The sequence below is a fragment of the Mesorhizobium sp. M0016 genome (assembly GCF_040324035.1).
In the GTDB taxonomy this organism is placed as follows: Bacteria; Pseudomonadota; Alphaproteobacteria; order Rhizobiales; family Rhizobiaceae; genus Mesorhizobium.
On record NZ_JAMYVM010000006.1, the window covers coordinates 266,574 to 282,729 of the forward strand.

At 63.1% G+C, this 16,156-nt stretch carries 15 protein-coding genes and 2 tRNA genes; 3 read left to right on the forward strand and 14 right to left on the reverse strand.

Going from position 1 to position 16,156, the window contains the following annotated elements:
- Positions 1 to 89 precede the first annotated feature (89 nt).
- The 4 genes from NKJ88_RS12130 to NKJ88_RS12145 form a co-directional block, all read right to left on the reverse strand.
- Positions 90 to 1,475, reverse strand: coding sequence for a TolC family outer membrane protein (locus tag NKJ88_RS12130; RefSeq protein WP_023667706.1), 1,386 nt, complete (start codon positions 1,473 to 1,475; stop codon positions 90 to 92).
- A gap of 185 nt (positions 1,476 to 1,660) precedes the next feature.
- On the reverse strand, positions 1,661 to 2,335 hold the full coding sequence (locus NKJ88_RS12135; protein WP_023667707.1) for a protein-L-isoaspartate O-methyltransferase family protein: 675 nt from the start codon (positions 2,333 to 2,335) through the stop codon (positions 1,661 to 1,663).
- A 103-nt stretch (positions 2,336 to 2,438) separates the two neighbouring features.
- Positions 2,439 to 2,512 (reverse strand) — tRNA-Cys (locus tag NKJ88_RS12140).
- 335 nt (positions 2,513 to 2,847) lie between these two features.
- The gene (locus tag NKJ88_RS12145) at positions 2,848 to 3,108 is read right to left on the reverse strand and encodes a PGPGW domain-containing protein (protein WP_023667708.1); all 261 of its coding nucleotides are present in this window, start codon (positions 3,106 to 3,108) and stop codon (positions 2,848 to 2,850) included.
- 231 nt (positions 3,109 to 3,339) lie between these two features.
- Between NKJ88_RS12145 and NKJ88_RS12150 the strand changes: the two genes are divergently transcribed.
- The 3 genes from NKJ88_RS12150 (at position 3,340) to dhaL (ending at position 5,297) form a co-directional block, all read left to right on the forward strand.
- Positions 3,340 to 3,414, forward strand: a tRNA-Asn gene (locus tag NKJ88_RS12150).
- A gap of 207 nt (positions 3,415 to 3,621) precedes the next feature.
- Positions 3,622 to 4,629, forward strand: a complete 1,008-nt coding sequence (locus NKJ88_RS12155; RefSeq protein ID WP_023688205.1) for a dihydroxyacetone kinase subunit DhaK — start codon at positions 3,622 to 3,624, stop codon at positions 4,627 to 4,629.
- A 26-nt stretch (positions 4,630 to 4,655) separates the two neighbouring features.
- Positions 4,656 to 5,297, forward strand: coding sequence for a dihydroxyacetone kinase subunit DhaL (dhaL, locus tag NKJ88_RS12160; RefSeq protein ID WP_023688204.1), 642 nt, complete (start codon positions 4,656 to 4,658; stop codon positions 5,295 to 5,297).
- Positions 5,298 to 5,312: 15 nt separating this feature from the next.
- Here dhaL and derI read toward each other — a convergent pair whose 3' ends face one another.
- From derI to NKJ88_RS12210, 10 genes are all read right to left on the reverse strand, one after another.
- The gene (derI, locus tag NKJ88_RS12165) at positions 5,313 to 5,750 is read right to left on the reverse strand and encodes a D-erythrulose-4-phosphate isomerase (RefSeq protein ID WP_023688203.1); all 438 of its coding nucleotides are present in this window, start codon (positions 5,748 to 5,750) and stop codon (positions 5,313 to 5,315) included.
- Positions 5,751 to 5,776: 26 nt separating this feature from the next.
- Positions 5,777 to 6,544, reverse strand: coding sequence for a triose-phosphate isomerase (locus NKJ88_RS12170; protein WP_023688202.1), 768 nt, complete (start codon positions 6,542 to 6,544; stop codon positions 5,777 to 5,779).
- 70 nt (positions 6,545 to 6,614) lie between these two features.
- On the reverse strand, positions 6,615 to 7,553 hold the full coding sequence (locus tag NKJ88_RS12175; RefSeq protein WP_023691090.1) for a sugar phosphate isomerase/epimerase family protein: 939 nt from the start codon (positions 7,551 to 7,553) through the stop codon (positions 6,615 to 6,617).
- Positions 7,553 to 9,070 carry a glycerol-3-phosphate dehydrogenase gene (locus NKJ88_RS12180; protein ID WP_023691089.1) on the reverse strand — a complete coding sequence of 506 codons (1,518 nt, stop codon included), beginning with the start codon at positions 9,068 to 9,070 and terminating at the stop codon, positions 7,553 to 7,555. Before NKJ88_RS12180 ends, NKJ88_RS12175 begins: the two co-directional genes overlap by 1 nt.
- Positions 9,067 to 10,626 carry an FGGY-family carbohydrate kinase gene (locus NKJ88_RS12185; protein ID WP_023735283.1) on the reverse strand — a complete coding sequence of 520 codons (1,560 nt, stop codon included), beginning with the start codon at positions 10,624 to 10,626 and terminating at the stop codon, positions 9,067 to 9,069. The genes NKJ88_RS12180 and NKJ88_RS12185 overlap by 4 nt, the downstream gene beginning before the upstream one ends.
- 110 nt (positions 10,627 to 10,736) lie before the next feature.
- A complete protein-coding gene (locus tag NKJ88_RS12190) occupies positions 10,737 to 11,678 on the reverse strand; it encodes a D-ribose ABC transporter substrate-binding protein (RefSeq protein WP_084026169.1) in 942 nt (313 codons plus the stop codon).
- A gap of 38 nt (positions 11,679 to 11,716) precedes the next feature.
- Positions 11,717 to 12,850: an ABC transporter permease gene (locus NKJ88_RS12195; protein ID WP_023697631.1), complete on the reverse strand. Its 1,134-nt coding sequence runs from the start codon at positions 12,848 to 12,850 to the stop codon at positions 11,717 to 11,719.
- A gap of 25 nt (positions 12,851 to 12,875) precedes the next feature.
- Complete coding sequence (locus NKJ88_RS12200) at positions 12,876 to 14,414, reverse strand: sugar ABC transporter ATP-binding protein (protein WP_023697632.1); 1,539 nt, start codon at positions 14,412 to 14,414, stop codon at positions 12,876 to 12,878.
- Positions 14,411 to 15,058: a DUF2291 domain-containing protein gene (locus NKJ88_RS12205; protein ID WP_023697633.1), complete on the reverse strand. Its 648-nt coding sequence runs from the start codon at positions 15,056 to 15,058 to the stop codon at positions 14,411 to 14,413. The genes NKJ88_RS12200 and NKJ88_RS12205 overlap by 4 nt, the downstream gene beginning before the upstream one ends.
- A 33-nt stretch (positions 15,059 to 15,091) precedes the next feature.
- Positions 15,092 to 16,105, reverse strand: coding sequence for a sugar-binding transcriptional regulator (locus NKJ88_RS12210; protein WP_023697634.1), 1,014 nt, complete (start codon positions 16,103 to 16,105; stop codon positions 15,092 to 15,094).
- Positions 16,106 to 16,156: the final 51 nt, after the last annotated feature.

The window sequence follows — 16,156 nt, forward strand, 5'->3', positions numbered from 1 at the left end:
TAGGCTACAAAAGACAAACGCCGCGCATCCATGGGAAGCGCGGCGTGAAATGCTTCAACCCTGGCGGGACTTGAGCCGCCCAGGTGGGCTCAACGACCGTCCGGCGTACGCAGCCCGATCCATTTGTCCTTTACGGCTCTGTAGTGCTCTTCAGGCTTGTACTTCACCACATTCAACGCCAGGCGATCGGCCGACAGGCGGCCCATTGCCGAAAGGATGGCGTAGCTCGCTACAACCACATCGCGCTCGGAGCTGGCGAGGTCGATCTTTGCCGAGATGACGGCGTTCTGGGCGTTCAACACGTCGAGCGTGGTGCGCTGTCCGACATTGCGCTCCTCGATGACGCCGTTGAGCGCCAACTGTGCGGCCGCGATCACCTGCCGATTAGCGTCGACGCTTTCCCGCGCTGCGATGTATTGCGTCCATGCCGAGGTCACGGCCTGGCGCACCGAGTCACGGCTGACATCCACCTCGATGCGAGCCTGGCTGAGCGATTCCTTCGACTGACGAACGAGTGCGGAGGTACGGCCGCCCGAATAGATCGGAACGGTCAGCGTCGCGCCGACGGTTGCGGCATTGGAGTCGCCGTCCGAATTCCCCGCGCCAGGTACAGTATTTTGATAGGCATGGGAAAGGCCGGCACTGGCAGTCAACTGCGGCAGCAACGCACCTTCCTGCGTCTTTACATCAAATCCCGCTGCATCGACGGAATGTAGGGCGGCCAGGATGGCCGGATGCTCGTTCGATGCAATACCGATCGCCGCCTCGAGACTCCTCGGCAACAGCTTCGCCAACGGCGACGCGGCCTTGAGCTTGCCCGGCTCGTCACCGACGATCTGATGATAGGTTGCCGCACTGGCCAGAGCCTGCGCACGGGCGGCACTCAATTGCGCCACCGCGGCCGAACGCGACGCGTCGGCCTGCGCCACATCGGTGCGCGTGCCCTCGCCGACCTCGAAGCGCGAGCGTGCCGCGCGCGCCTGCTCGGTCAGGAACTGCAGATTCTGTTCGGTCAGCACCGCCACCTGGCGGTCGCGAATCACGTCCATATAGGCGCTCGCCGCGTTGAACAGCGTGTTCTCTTCGGTGTTGCGCAGGCCCTCGACCGAGGCCCTCACCTGTGCAGCGGCCGACGCGACCCTGTTCTTGGTCTGGAAGCCGTCGAACAGCGTCTGATCAATCCGAACGCCGAAGCTGCCGGTGGTCAATGCCAGGCTCGCGTTCCTGCCGTTCAGGTGCCTGGAGGTGTAATCGATATCAGCCGAACCAGTGATCACCGGGCGATAGCCCGACTTGGCGATCGCCACGCCCTCATCGGTGACGCGCACGCCGGCACGGGCCGAATTCAGCGAGGAATTGTTCTGGTAGGCCTTGGAAAGCGCGCCGAGAATGGTTTCCGCCGAGGCGGCTATCGGCGAAAGCGCTGTCGCGGAAATGAGGACAGTAACAAACAAACTCTTGGCTAAGGACGGCACTTTATATCCCTCATTCGTTTTGCACGGGAACCACGCCACGCCAGCCCATCCCTAGGGATCGGCCAGCGCCGCGTCGATGTATCGTTCCCCCGCTGACAGCCTCCCGAAACCCCGGTTAACCAATCAGCAACGATTGTTCAATCGCAAGCCAACATGACAGAGTCTTTGCTGCAAGGCAAAATCACTTAGAACTCGAAGGCATGAATGCGTTCAAACCCGGGTAGTGGCTTAATTGCCGCATTAAATGCCCGTCTTCCGGTTACAACCCCCCCTGCATTGAAAAAGAGCCGGGCTACGCCCGCATTGCCCTGCCCTTCCACAGCCACCAGCCGGCCGCCTTCGGCAAGCTGGTCAAGCAGCGCCGCAGGCACTTTCTCGACGCTGCCGCCGATGAGAATCACATTGTAGGGCGCCTTGGCGGCATGACCTTGCGGCAGTGGGCCGGTGACCACGGTGACGTTATCGCAGCCCTGCGCCGAAAGCGCCGCTTTGGCTGCTTCCGCCAGTGTGGTATCGCTTTCCAGCGCCACGACGGATTTGGCCAGCCTGGACAGCAGCGCCGCGGAATAACCGGTGCCGCAGCCGACATCGAGCACCGAATCGCCGGCGTCGATCTCGGCCAACTGCAAAAGCTTGGCCAGTGGCGACGGCTCCATGAGGTAGCGCGCACCGCTGCCATCGGCGCCGTCGGAGATGCGGATATCCTCGTCGATATAGGCGAGAGCCTGTTGGCCGGCCCCGACAAAGGCCTCGCGCGGCACGGCAAGCATGGCATCGAGCAATGCTGCGTCGGTCACATCGGTGGTGCGGACCTGGCCGTCGACCATCTTGACGCGAAGTTCGGAGAAATCAGCGCTCATGTCCCAACCAATCCGTCAAAAGCCAATGCGCTGAATGCGCTTGTCGCGCCGACACTGCGGCGCATTCGAACTCAAGCCCCCGGCATGCGGGAGTTGAAGCGATTGGAGGCCTCGCCCGGAATCGAACCGGGGTGCAAGGATTTGCAGTCCTCTGCGTAACCACTCCGCCACGAGGCCTCATCGCTCCCGGCGAGCGAACTCAATATGGTGGCAGCGAAAGGTCGTCAAGCGTCCGCGCGGCATTCCGGCGCGCTTTCCTCATCAGCCGCCGCAACGTGGTTCCCGAGCGATTTCAGCGCTTGGCGCACCGGCATATTGGCCGCTCCTCAAGCATGGCTGCGCGACCGGCGAAACTCGAACCCGCAGCTTTACGCAGCGGGTGCAAACTGGCTTTCACCGTAAACGCGCGGCTGACACCAGGGGCTGCCGTTCTCAAGGAGATATTCGAGGGGAAGGTCTGCGGGGGGGTGGAAGCGAAGCGTCCACTGAACCGGGACCGCGCGCCATCGCTTTCAATTTGGCCGGCGACGCCGTTCCCACCAGACGACGAACCGGCGCCGCAGGCGGCGCACCGCGGCAAATTCGTAGGAAAGCACCAAAAGGCCGAGCGGAATCATCCAGAAGCCGAGAATCGGCAGGAAACCGAGAAGGCCGAAAAACACCAGCATGATACCGATGGCGATCCTCAGCCCGCGCGAGCGCGGCATGGTGAACTCGCGCCCGAACACCGAGATTTTCCGCGCCGGTGCCTGGTTTTCGTCTGCTGCAGTCATGTCGAAAGTCGATCCGGTTGCCTTCGATAAAGCCATATGCGCTAAAGGCTGCAATCGCCTTTCAGGTTCCGCCGACCAAGGTCCGACGGCGCCCAAGACGGCTCATATGTGGTGTCATCCGGCGATTGCCAGAAACCATTGGGTGAAAATGCGCTAAAAAATGCGAAATGCTTCTTTGCAAAGCCGAAAAGGGTTTGCTATAGGCTGCGCCACTCACATGAGAGCCTCTATTCCCCGGTAGCTCAGTGGTAGAGCAACCGGCTGTTAACCGGTTGGTCGCTGGTTCGAATCCGGCCCGGGGAGCCACCGCCTTTTCTAAGCCGTGGTGCGATCTTGTACACTACAGCGCCATTGTCCGCGCACTTCGGTCCGCTTAGCTTCTGCCAGAACGGCTGGTAACAGCTACGAAGCCGATCGAGGCAGTTTGGTGGGCATCGCGCCCCTGCCCTCGCCCGAAGGCAGCCTGATAACGCCCGGTATCACCTATGAAAATACCAAATCGGGAGGACGTTGGTGCAAACCAAGAAGATCATCAATGACGGCAATCGGGCCGTCGACGAGATGCTGGAAGGCATCCTGGCTGCGCATCCCCGCCATCTCAAAGCCGTTGACGGAAGCCCGCGCTCGATCATCGCCCGCGATGGACCGCGCCAAGGCAAGGTAGGCCTCGTCATTGGTGGCGGCTCGGGCCACGAGCCGAGTTTTCTCGGCTTCGTCGGCAAGGGGCTGGCCGACGCGGCGGCGATCGGCAATGTCTTCGCCTCTCCGCCGCCCGACCCGATCCTCGAATGCGCCAAGGCGGCGAGCGGCGGCGCCGGTGTGCTGTTCATGTACGGCAACTATGCCGGCGACGTCATGAATTTCGACATGGCGGCCGAGATGGCCGCGATGGACGACATCGAGGTGCGCACGGTGCTGAGCACCGACGACGTCGCTTCCGCGCCCGTTGGCGACAGGCACAAGCGGCGCGGTGTCGCAGGGAACTTCTTCATCTTCAAGGCGGCAGGCGCCGCTTGCGACCGCATGTTGTCTTTCGATGAATGCCAACGCATTGCCGGGAAAGCCAACGACCACACCTTTACCATGGGCGTCGCATTGGCGCCCTGTTCGTTGCCGCAAACCCGCCGGCCGAATTTCGAAATCGGACCCGACGAGATGGAGATCGGCATGGGCATCCATGGCGAACCCGGCATCGCACGCGGAAAACTCAAAACGGCCGACGAGATCACTGACGAAATGCTGGACAGGATTCTCGCCGAGATGGCGCCGGCACGCGGCGAGAAGGTCGCCGTGCTGGTCAATTCGCTGGGTTCGACGCCGCTGATGGAACTCTACATCATGAACCGGCGCGTGAAGCAGAGGCTTGACGATATCGGTGTATCCATTCACGCAAGCTGGGTCGGCAATTACTGCACCTCGCTCGAAATGGCCGGCGCTTCGATTACGCTGCACCACCTCGACGACGAGTTGCAAACGATGCTCGACCACCCTTGCGACTGCGCCATGTTCCGCGCCGGGTAAACTTGGTGAACGGCAAGGAACAAGAGATGACGACAATCGACACCACCCGCCTTGCCGCGATGTTCGCGGCCATCGCCGACGCCATGTCAGCCGACCGGGATCGGTTGTGCGCGCTTGACGGGGTGATCGGCGATGCCGACCACGGCATTGCCATGGAGCTTGGATTTTCCGCGGCACGCGATGCGGTGGCCGCATTGGATACCGGCACCACCGATCCGACCATCTTGCTGAACACGGCGGCGAAGTCGTTCCTCAATGCCGTCGGCGCCTCCTCGGGCCCGCTCTATGCCACGGCATTCATGCGCGGCGCGGCCGCCGTCAAGGGCAAGGCGACGCTCGACGACGCCGACGCGGTCGCTATGTTCCAAGCGATGGCCAGAGGCATTCAGGATCGCGGCAAGGCCGAGCCTGGCGAAAAGACGATGATCGATGCGTGGGCGCCGGCCGCGAGGGCTGCGGGCGAGGCACTGGCCGCCGGCAAGGGGCTGGCCGGCAGCCTCGCGGCTGCAGCCGAGGCGGCAAAGGCCGGCGCGGAGGCGACCAAGGCGATGATCGCCACCAAGGGCCGGGCCTCCCGCCTCGGCGAACGCTCGCTTGGCCATATGGATCCAGGCGCGGCGTCCGCCGTAACCGTCATCGAGGCGATGCGGATCGCCTTGACCGGCTAGGTCGGGAGCGAATCCTCAGCGCTTCGCGTCGAGCCTGTCGACAGCCTGCACATTGGCGGCAGAGGGACCGTTCGGATCGAACTCCGAGGCCAGCCAGGCGTCGGCGATCGATTTGGCCAGTTCGGGGCCGATGACGCGCGCACCCATGGTGATGATCTGGGCATTGTTGGATTTCGCAGCGCGTTCCGCCGAATAGGTGTCGTGGGTTAGCGCGGCACGGATTCCGGGCACCTTGTTGGCCGAGATGCTGACGCCGATGCCGGTGCCGCAAAACAGGATGGCGCGGTCGTAATTGCCGTCGACAATTTCGTGGCCGACCGCAGCGGCAATATCGGCGTAGAATCCGGCCTGGCTGAGATCGACGACCTGCAGTTCTGGCTTGGTGGCGAGATGCTTGGCGATGACATCGAGCAGCGGCTTGCCGGCGCTGTCGGCTCCGAGTGCGATCTTCATGGCAATTAACTCCTTCGTTTTCGTGGTCAGCGCGCGATGGCGGCCGACGCCTTTTTGAGAATGTCGATATAGCCTTCCGCTTGCCATGCCGAGCGGCCGATGAACAGCCCATCGATATGCGGCTGGCCGATCAGTTCGGCCGCGTTGCCGGGATTGACGCTGCCGCCGTAGAGCACAAGCGGGGCGGTCGGCAACCGGGTTGCTGCGATCTGCTTGATCAGCGCCTGCTGCTTGTCGGCATAGTCGGCGCTGGCCGGGATGCCGTTTTCGCCGATCGCCCACACCGGTTCATAGGCAAACAGAATTTCCGCCGACAACTCATTGTTTGTGAGACCCTGCAGCGCGCCCAGAACCTGCGCGGTCAGGATTTCATCAGCGCGGCCGCCCTCGCGCTCGGCCAGCGTCTCGCCGACACAGATCAGCGGCACAAAGCCGTGCCTGACCGCCGCCGCCGTTTTCAGTCCTACGGTCCTGTCCGTCTCACCAAAATGCTCGCGGCGTTCGCTATGGCCGAGTTCGATCAGGTCGAGCCCGCAATCCCTCAGCATCACCGGCGAAATCTCGCCCGTCCAGGCACCGGCGTCGGCCCAATGCATGTTCTGGGCGCCAACCTTGACGCGGGTGTTGGCGAGCGCCGCCTTGACCTGCCGCACCGCGGTGAAGGGCGGAATGACGAAAGGCTGTATCGCCGGATCGAAGCCGGGCACGAAGGCAGCCAATGCCTCGGCGAACTGCAGCGCCTCCGCCAGCGTCTTGTTCATTTTCCAGCTCGTGCCGACCCAATATGGGGCCATTCTTCTCTCCTTCGATCCGAAATTCGGATGTTTCCGGCCAGCGCGCCGGCCTACGGGCCGGCGCTTTCCCTCAAGCGCGAGGCTTGAGACTTTCGCGGCCGCTGTCGATGTAAGGCGCCCAGAAATCCACCGACTCACGGATCATTGCAATAACCTGATGATCGACCGGTTCCCTCTCCCGGAAGGAAAGTTCAAGGCAGATTTCATTGTCGGTTCCGCCACCCGCCCGCACGGCGTCGAGCAGCTTCTGCGGGATGATGCGGCCATCCTTGTTGTAGGCGGCGGTGAACGGCCAGTGCCCGCCCTTGTTCATCGACGATTGCTTGATGTGGATGATCGGCGATTGCAACGGGAACGCTTTCGCCCAGGCATAGGGATCAGTGTCGTCAGGATTGGGCGAGGTCACGTCGCCATGGTCGATGTCGACCATCATCTGCATCGGGATCGGCAGCTTGGCCGCATCGATGGCGCCCTGCAATTCGACGCAGCTTTCGATCGTGTGGCCAAACTCGCGGCCGACCGACATCGGTTCCCAGAAAAGGTAGGTCAGGCCCGCCGCTTTGGCGTGCTCGGCCACTTCGCGCCAGCATTCGAGCGCGATGCCGAGAAGCGCCGCGCGCCGCTGCGGATCGTCAAAATCCTTGTAGGTGAATATGGCGAACTGCGTGCCCATGCCCGACGCGCCGAGTTCGGCGGAGATGTCGGCGAAGGTCTTGAACCAATCGACATAATAGCGGCGCACATCCGCGTCCGGATGGCCGAAATGATTGAGCCGGCCATAGGGACCGGTCATACCCGAAGTGATCCGCACGCCGGTCCGCGCCAGGGCGCTGTTGAACAGGCGAACGAACTTGGCGATCGTTGCCGCCGGCCAGCCCGGATTGACGAATTCATGCGTCAGTTGCACGTCGCGGATGCCGATGCCATAGGCAATGGCGTCGATCAGATCGTCGGGATCGGCGAAGCGATTGACCAGCGGGTTGGTGTTCAGCGAAAGCGTGAAGGCCATCAGTTCACCGCCGCCATTGTCTTTGTGCACCAGTCTTCGAATGTTTTCCGCTCGGCCGCATTGATATGCAGCCCGTGTTTGGTCCGGCGTTCGAGAACGTCGGCGGCGGTCATCGCCCATTCGGTCTCGAACAGGAAGACAGCTTCGAGCTCATAGAAATCCGGGCCGAAACGACGGCCGAGATCGGCTTCGCCTTTTACGCCTTTCAGCAAGGCGCGCGTGCGCGTGCCGTAGCTGCGGGCATAGTGCTTCACCAGCGACGGGCTAAGCCACGAAAACTCGGCGTGCAGATCGCCCAGGAACTGCTCGAAATCCGCGTTGGGCAGGTCGCCTCCCGGCAGGGGAATTTTGGCTGTCCAGGCCTTCTTCATGGTCGGAAAGAAGGGCTGGATCTTTTCCAGCGCATGTTCGGACAGTTTGCGGAAGGTGGTGATCTTGCCGCCGAACACAGAAAGCAGCGGCGCGCCACCGTTCGGGGCGTCGAGTTCGAAGATGTAGTCGCGCGTCACCGCGCTCGGGTTGTCGGCATTGTCGTCATAGAGCGGCCGCACGCCCGAGAAACTGTAGACCACGTCTTGCGCGGTCAGCTGCCGCTTGAAGTAGCGATTGACCACCTTGATCAGATAATTGATCTCGCTTGCCTCGGCGGCCACTTCTTCGGGCCGACCTTCATAAGGAATGTCGGTGGTGCCGATCAGCGCCAGATCGTTCTCATACGGGTTGACGAAGATCACCCGCTTGTCGTTGTTCTGGATGAGATAGGCCTGCCGTCCCTCCCAGAATTTCGGCACGACGATATGGCTTCCTTTCACCAAGCGAACGTTGCGGGTGGAATTCTGTCCAGCGACGCGGCTGACGATGTCATTCACCCATGGCCCGGCCGCGTTGACCAACCCGCGTGCGCGGGCCCTCGTCACAGCACCCGTGCGGCCATCCTGCATGTCGATCGACCACAGGCCGCCTTCGCGCCTGGCAGCAATACAGGCCGTGCGCGTGAAGACTTTTGCGCCACGCTGACTGGCGTCGAGCGCATTGAGCAACACCAGCCGTGCATCATCGACCCAGCAGTCCGAATATTCGAAGCCTCGTTTGAATTCATCCTTGATCGGCGCTCCTTCCGGCGCGGTTCTCAAATTCAGCGTCCTCGTTCCCGGCAGGCGCTTGCGGCCGCCAAGATGGTCGTAGAGAAACAGCCCGAGCCGGACCAGCCATGCCGGCCTGTCTTCGGGGCTGTGCGGCAGCACGAAGCGCATCGGCCAGATGATGTGCGGCGCCGCCTCAAGCAGCACCTCGCGCTCGATCAGCGCCTCGCGCACCAGCCGGAACTCGTAGTACTCGAGATAGCGCAGGCCCCCATGCACCAGCTTGCCGGAACGCGAGCTGGTGCCTTGCGCCAGATCGTCCTTCTCGCACAGGATGACCGACAGCCCGCGACCCGCGGCATCGCGCGCTATACCGGCGCCGTTGACGCCACCGCCGATCACGAAGAGATCGACAATATCCGTTGTATCGCTCAAGACTTAGCTCCTGTGCGGTGCGCCATCGATTTCCACACCGGATGCAGCGCCTGACGCGCCGCGACAAAGGACGGAAACAGCGCATCGTAGGTTTGCGAAAGCGCCTCGTCATAGGCGTCGCATTCGCCCAGCAGCGGCGTCACCCACTCGGCGCAGCAAACATCCATCGAGCGATAGACGCCAAGCCCGACCGCGGCCATCATCGCCGCACCCGCGGCGCCGGCTTCCTGGCGGCTGCTGGTCCTGACTTGCGCGCGGGTCGCCGCAGCGATGATACGGCGCAGCGACGGGCTGCGCGCGGCGCCGCCAGACAGGCGGATCTCGCTGGGCATGCTGCCCATCGCCTGGTAGCAATCGCGTGCCGCAAACGCCAATCCCTCGAGAACCGCGCGCGCCAGATCGCCAAAACCGTGCTTGACGGAAAGCCCGATGAAGCCGGCGCGCGCGTCTGGATCGACGAACGGTCCGCGTTCGCCGGCCAGCGAGATGTAGGGCTGATAGACCAGCGATCCGGGCTCCGATCCTTCGACCCAGGCATCGAGCGCTTTCAGCAATTCGTCGCGCGAAGGTTTTACACCGCTGGCGGTCAGCACGTCGCGCGCCAGTCCAAGCAGCCAGTCGATGTTGAGCGTCGCCGCCATATTGGATTGCAGTTGCGCATAGGCGCCGGGAACCGGCATGGCGATCGTGTAGCCTGATGCGTTGTCGTTGAGGATGACATCGTCGGCTGTGCGCGCCAGGCGCGTGTGGATGCCGGTCGAGCCGATGACCGTGCAGCCGACATTACCGCTTGGATCATAGAGGCCGGCGCCAAGCGCGGTGCTGACCATGTCGACGTAGCCCAGCACCACCGGCGTGCCCGCAAGCAGGCCGGTCTCGCCTGCTGCCGACACAGAAAGCGGATGATGATCGGTCGTGCCTTCGAGCATGGGCGGCAACAGGCGGCGGTGCGACGTCAGATCCAGAATGTCGAGCACCTCGTCGGAATAGCTGCGCGAGCGAAAATCGCCGAAGGTGAAGGTGCCTTCCGAAGGATCTGTGGCGCGCTCGCCGGTCATCTTGAAATAGAGCCAGTCCTTGCAGTGAAAGGCAGTGGCGGCGCGCTCCAGAATTTCCGGGCTGTTCCTCTTCAGCCAGCTGAGCTGAGCTCCCTGCTGGCAGGCGTTGAGCCCGGTGCCGGTGATCTCGAACCGCGTGCGATCCCGGGGATCGCCGCGCATCTCGTCCACCAGATGGCCGGCGCGGGCATCGAGCCAGAGCCACGCGCGCCCGACCGGCATGCCGTCGCGATCGATCAGCCAGGTGCCGTCGCCCTGCCCGGTGATCGCGACAGAAGCGGCTCGCCGCGCGAGGTCGGGAATTTTCGTCGCCAGATCGCGAACCGTCAGCGCCATGTCGCGCCAGGTTTGATCAAGGTCCTGCTCGGCGCCGCCGCCTTGCAGCGTGACGAAGCTGTTGCTCACCGACGCCATGGCAAGCTGCCGCCCCGACAGATCGAAAGCGACCGATTTGATCACGGACGTTCCCGCGTCGATCCCGATCAGCAGGTCTTTCATGCCGCAAGTTCCGGATGTTTATGAAGGCAATTCACAAGGAGCAGTCTTTGTTGTCTCGAACCCATGGAAGAGCCAGGGAGTGTCCGCGAAGGACACCCCCTGAGCAGGTTTTACTCCGACAGCACGAAGGGTGCGGTGTACTTGTCCACATTGTCCTTGGTGATGAGAAGGCAATCGAACAGCTGCTTCTCGCTGGTGGCGCCGGTAGCGCCCGACTTGATGAACGAGTCGGCCTGCTGCACAGCCTTCGCCGAGAAGATGGCCACCGGCTGAAGCACGGTGTACTGCAGTTCGCCGGACTTGATCGCCGCAACCGCATCCGGGGAGCCGTCGAAGCCGCCGACCTTGATGCCGGCGAGCTTGCCGGCTTCCTTCAGTGCCGCAACCGCACCAAGCGCCATTTCATCGTTGCCGCTGATCACGGCGATGATGTCGGGATTGGCCTGCAACATGCTCTGCATCTTGTCGTGGCCCTGGGTGCGATCCCAGTTGGCGACCTGCGAAGCAGCCTTTTCGAGATCCGGATACTGGCTCAGCACGGTCGCGTAGCCGTTCGAGCGCGTGGCCGCGTTGTTGTCCGACGGGGCGCCGAGCAGTTCGACATATTTGCCCTTTTCACCGACCGCCTGCACCCACTGCTGGGCGCCGAGGGCTGCACCCTGCGCGTTGTTGGAGACGAGCTGTCCCTTGGCAAGGCCTTCCTGGTTGATCTCGGCATTGACGAGGAAAACCGGGATGTTGGCGGCAATCGCCTTCTTCACCGCGCCGACCGAACCATCGGCATTGGCCGGGTCGAGGATGATCGCCACCGACTTGTTGGTGATGGCGGTATCGATCAGATTGCTTTCCGTATTGGTATCCCCCTTATGGGCAGCGACATTCGCCGTATAGCCGAGCTTTTCGGCTTCGGCCTTGGCGACGTTGCCTTCGGTCAGCCAGTAGGGGTTGGCCGGATCGTTGACGATGATCGAGATCAGGCCAGCGGCCGATGCGGCTGCGCTAAACCCGACCATCATCGCGGCGGCAAGCAAACTTCTAAGCACGATTTTCATGTACATTCCTCCAATGATTTACGCGGTATTGCTGCCAGTCAGCTGGCAGTCTTCCCTTGGGCAGGATTGGCCGGTTCGGCCTTCCCCCGTTTCTGAGAAGTCGGTTGGCCGCCCGTCGAAGTTGGAAGCTTGCTACGGCGGCGATACTGAACGGCGTTGAGGAGCACGGCGAGCACGATGACCGCGCCGGTGAACACTGTCTGCCAGTAGGATGAGATGCCGATGATCACCAGACCGTCGGACAGGAAGCCGATGACGAAGGCCCCGAGCAGGGTGCCGCGAATATTGCCGCGGCCGCCGGTCAGTGCGGCGCCGCCGATGACGACGGCGGCGATGGCCGTCAATTCGTAGGTGGTGCCCGCGGTCGGCCCGGCCGAGGTCAACTGCGAGGACAGGATCAGGCCGGCAATGGCGGCACAGATGCCTGAAAGCACATATACCGAAATCTGCACGGTCTTGACCGGAACGCCGGAGAGTTCGGCGGCGCGCTCATTACCGCCCGAGGCGTAGAGCCAGCGCCCGAACGCGGTGCGGTTCAAGACGATGCTGCCGATCAGCGCGATGACCGCCAGCACCACCACGCCGGTCGGCACGCCGAACAGACGGTTGAAGCCAAGCGCGTCGAAACCGGTGTTGCCCAGCTCCGGCTTGCCGCCGAGATTGTTGTAGGTCAGGCCGCTGGTCATCAGCAGCGCCAAGCCGCGCGCCATGTACATGACGCCGAGCGTGGCGACGAAGGCCGGAACCTTGAACCGCGCGATCAGCACGCCGTTGATCAGCCCGACGGCCGCGCCCAGCATGCAGGCCAGCACCGCGACCACCCAGACGGGCGGATAGAGAACGACGCCCAGCCAGGTCAGCGTCACGCCCTGCATCAGAAACCCGGCGACGACGCCGGCAAGCCCGAGTGTCGAGCCGACCGACAGGTCGATGCCGCCATTGAGAATGACGAGCAGCATGCCGACGGCGAGAATCCCGAAGATGGCGACATGCGAGGCCATGGTCAGGAAATTCGCCACCGAGAGGTAGTAGGGCGACAGGATCGAGAAGACGACGATGATAACGATCAGGGCAAAGAAGGCCCGGCCTTCGAGCAGCAGCTTGGCCACGTCGAAGCCCTCGCCGCCCGCATTGGGGCTGGACTGTTTGCTGGCCTGGCTGACATCGCTCATGGGTCGGGGCTCCGAAATTCTATGGTCAGGCGACCACGGCTTCGCCGGAGGCGGCCATGATCTGCTCTTTGGTGGCGTTGGCGCCAAATTCGGCTGAAATCTTGCCGCGCCGCATCACGACGATGCGATGGGCGATGCTGAGGCACTCATTGACCTCCGAAGTCGAGAAGACGACCGCCAAGCCTTGCGCGGCGCGCTCGCTGAGCAAGCGAAAGACTTCGGCCTTGGCGCCGACATCGATGCCGCGGCTCGGCTCGTCGAGAAGGATGACCTTGGGATCTGTCGTCAGCATCTTGCCGATGACGACCTTCTGCTGGTTGCCGCCCGACAGCGATCCGATCATGGCGTTGCCGCCCGCGGTCTTGATGGTCACCTTGCGGATCGAATCATCGATCAGTGCGCGTTCCCTCGGCCGGGAGAGGAACAGGCCTTTCGCGAACGCCTCGATGCTGGCAAGCGACAGATTGCGGCCGACCGTCATGGTCTGAACCAGGCCGTCGCGCTGGCGATCCTCGGGCACCAGCACCAGACCTCTGGCGATACGCTGCGCAATGGTCAGCCCCGAGACGTCCTCGCCTTCGAGCAGCGCCCGCCCGCCCGCCATGGGCACACGGCCGGCGACGGCCTCCAGCAATTCCGTGCGGCCCGCGCCCATCAGCCCATAGATGCAGACGATCTCGCCCGCTTTGACATCCAGCGACAGATGATCGACCACATATCCTGAACCCGAAGCGTCGGTGACGCTGACATCCTCGATCGACAGCGCCACCGCGCCGAACTCGTGGCCGGTCGGCGGCGAGCCGAGATCGAAATTCTCGCCCACCATGTTGCGGACGATCCATTCGAGGTCGATGTCCTTGGCCTCGGCCGTCGCCGTGATCGCCCCGTCACGCAGCACGACGGCGTAGTCGGTGATCTGCAGCGCCTCTTCGAGGTGATGCGAGATGTAGACGATGGAGACGCCGCGGCTGGTCAGGTCGCGGATCACCTTGAACAGCACCTCCACCTCGGTCGCGCTCAGCGCGGAGGTCGGCTCGTCCATGATCAGGATGCGGGAATCGACCGACAGCGCGCGTGCGATCTCGACGATCTGTTGCTGCCCCAGGCGCAGGTCCTCGACCAGGGTCATCGGATCGATGTCTTCTTCGAGGTCGGCCATCAGCGCCCGCGCCTGGCGCGCCTCCTCGGCGAAGTCGAGGCCGGTTCTGGTGCGCAGTTCGCGGCCCATGAAGATGTTGTCGCGAACGCTCAGATTCGGCGCCAGGCTGAGCTCCTGGTGGATGATCGAAATGCCGCGATCGCGCGCGTCTGAAGACGAGGCAAAGCTGACGAGATTGCCGTCGAGCACGATGTCGCCGGATGTCGGCGTCACCACGCCGGACAGGATCTTCATCAGCGTCGATTTGCCGGCGCCATTCTCTCCGAACAGGGTGGTGACCTTGCCGCGATGGATGTCGAAGTTGACGCCCTTGAGCGCGTGAACGCCGCCATACGACATGACGACATTGCGCGCCGAAAGCACGGCATCGCCAGTCGCGGGTTCTGTGCCGGCAGCCATTGTCATTTGACGTCCAGCCTCACCGGTGTGACCAGCCAGCTCTTCGGATTGACCAGCTTGAAGACGCCGACCACCGCTATTGTCTTGCCGGTCAAGGCGCTGGTGTCGACTTTCGCCAGCACCTCCTTCTTCATCTCGTTGTTCAGCGCCGAGCCGGCGTCCTGATACTCGATCTGGTTGGTGAACTGACCAAAGGTGATCTTGCCGGTGGCGTCGCGAAGCTCGGTGCCGTTGATCGCCGGCCCAGTCTGTACGCGGACGGTCAACGTGTCCGGCAAACCGTCGACGGCGACCTTGTAGATGCCCGATTTTCCCTCGCCGACGACGCCGGTGAACTTGACCGAGATGACCGGTCCGACTCCCGCCGGCACGCCATATTCCTTTTCGGCCGTCGCCCTGTCCTTGGCGATCGCCGTCGCCACCGTCGCGGCGTCCGCGGCACGCGCTTCGACATCGGCTTGCACCTTGGGGAATTCAGATTTCCCGTAGTCGGCCGCCGAAAACACGGCGTTGCGAACATCGCCGGCAGAGCCGATCTTGATCACCTTGGTGTCGAGCGCCATGGCGCCGAGCAGAACCAGAGCCGCGGCGCCGGCAAGGACCCGGCGCAGGCCGGGCGAAGCTTGCCGGGCGGTGGCCTTCGCGCTCATGATGCAACCACCAGCGGTGCGGATTGTCCGTTGTCACGCATTCGAAGTTCCTCCGTTCACGCGGCGCTTCGCGGCCCCGGCTGCATCGTCGAGCTCGACCAGCGCGCGGGCCGTGCATTCGTCGGTGATCAGGCCGCTGAGATAACGGCTTTCGAGTACTGCCTTGATGGCGCGTACCTTCACCTTGCCGCCGGCGACGGCAACGATCCTGCGGCCCTTCAACTGGTCTCGCGGAAGCGCCAGGATTCTTTCCGACAGCGCTGTTTCGACCGGGCGCCCCTTGTCGTCGAAGAAATGCGCCAGCAACTCGCCAACGCCGCCGTCCCGTTTGACATCGTCGATTTCGGACGGCTCGATCATGCCTGTGGCAACCAGCGACGCCTCCCGCTCGGCCGTGCCTATTCCGACGAACATCAGGTCGGAGCGGCTAGCGAGAGCGAAGACATCGCTGATGCCGCGCTGACCAAGCAGCACCTCGCGGTCCTCGGCGGTGTTGGCGACAAAAGGCACCGGCATGACAAAGGCCTGCGCGCCGGTCCGCTCTGCCAGGCGATGCATGACGTCGTGCGGGTTGGCGGCGAATTTGCGCGTCACGCCGCCAAGCAGCGAGACGAAACGGATGTGAGCAGCAGTTGCGCGCGTCAGATATTCGACGCTGGCGGCAAGCGTGCGGCCATGGCCGACGCCGATCAGCATGTCTTCGCCGCGATCGATTTCGCGCTTCAGGAACTGGGCGCCGGCAATGCCCAGCCCCTTGAGCGGCAGTTCGTCCTGATCGAGATCGGGAACCACCTCGCAATAGTGGAGCCCATAGGCGGCGATCAGGCGCTGTTCCAGGTCGACGCATTCGGCGACGTCGCCGTCGATGAAGACCCTGACCAGACCTTCCTGGTTGGCCTTGGTGATCAGCCTATGCGCCTTGAGGCTGGTCAGGCCAAGCCGCTTGGCCACCTGGGCCTGGGTCAGACCACCGGCATAGTGCAGCCAGGCCGCGCGCGTGGCGAGGCTGGATTCATGGTCGCGGTTTGCGCTTCCGCCGGAATTCAAGCCATCCCCTCCCCAGGGTGATAATATTATCTTTGTGTGCAAAAATTTTCA